The organism is Micromonospora sp. BL1 (genome assembly GCF_003667485.1).
GTDB classification, from domain to species: Bacteria; Actinomycetota; Actinomycetes; order Mycobacteriales; family Micromonosporaceae; genus Micromonospora; species Micromonospora tulbaghiae.
On sequence record NZ_RCVK01000298.1, the window covers coordinates 1 to 390 of the forward strand.

Here is a 390-nt window from a genome sequence, read left to right on the forward strand (position 1 = left end):
CTCATGATCAGGTCGACCGCGAAGAGGTAGATGGCGGCGCCTGTGCCGAAGATGGCGATGTTGAAGACCGCGGCGACCACCGCGTTCGCCAGCCGGCGCAGCCCCGCGCTGGCCGGCCGCAGCAGGCCGACGGTGCCCAGGATCGGTGCCGCGATCACCGCCCACCGGAAGATCAGGAAGCCGAGCAGGACCAGCACCGACGCGGTCAGGTCGAACATCGCGAACAGCAGCGAGGCGAGGACGGCGATGAAGCCGGCGCCGACCCGGTCCATGTCGCGCACACCCTGGAGGTACTCGTACGCCTCCGGGTCCTCCCGCTCGATCTGCGCGGCGACGGTCATCCACTGTTGTTGCTTCCCTTTGATGACCACGTCGCGAGTGGCAGGGTTT

General features: G+C 67.9%; 1 pseudogene. It reads right to left on the reverse strand.

The annotated features are described in order from the left end of the window. Positions 1-390: pseudogene (locus tag EAD96_RS22445) on the reverse strand (MFS transporter); the annotation flags it as partial.